The organism is Jeotgalibacillus proteolyticus (genome assembly GCF_050107735.1).
In the GTDB taxonomy this organism is placed as follows: Bacteria; Bacillota; Bacilli; order Bacillales; family Jeotgalibacillaceae; genus Jeotgalibacillus; species Jeotgalibacillus proteolyticus_A.
Genome location: NZ_JBNILO010000040.1, coordinates 1 through 255 on the forward strand (window position 1 = coordinate 1; position 255 = coordinate 255).

General features: G+C 45.5%; 2 rRNA genes. Both read left to right on the forward strand.

The window, feature by feature from the left end:
- Nucleotides 1-107 (forward strand): 23S ribosomal RNA (locus ACQCT8_RS19045); the annotation flags it as partial.
- A gap of 80 nt (nt 108-187) precedes the next feature.
- Nucleotides 188-255 (forward strand): 5S ribosomal RNA (gene rrf / locus ACQCT8_RS19050); the annotation flags it as partial.

Sequence of the window (255 nt, forward strand, 5' to 3'; positions counted from 1 at the left end):
CACGCAAGTGGTAAGATCCCTGAAAGATGATCAGGTAGATAGGTTCGAGGTGGAAGCATAGCGATATGTGCAGCTGACGAATACTAATCGATCGAGGACTTAACCAATTTTGGTGATTACTCGAAAACGCAATGTTTGTGTTGATGTCTTATCCAGTTTTGAAGGCGCGAGCCTTTCTATAATAGCGTCTAGTGATAATTGCGAAGAGGTCACACCCGTTCCCATGCCGAACACGGAAGTTAAGCTCTTCAGCGC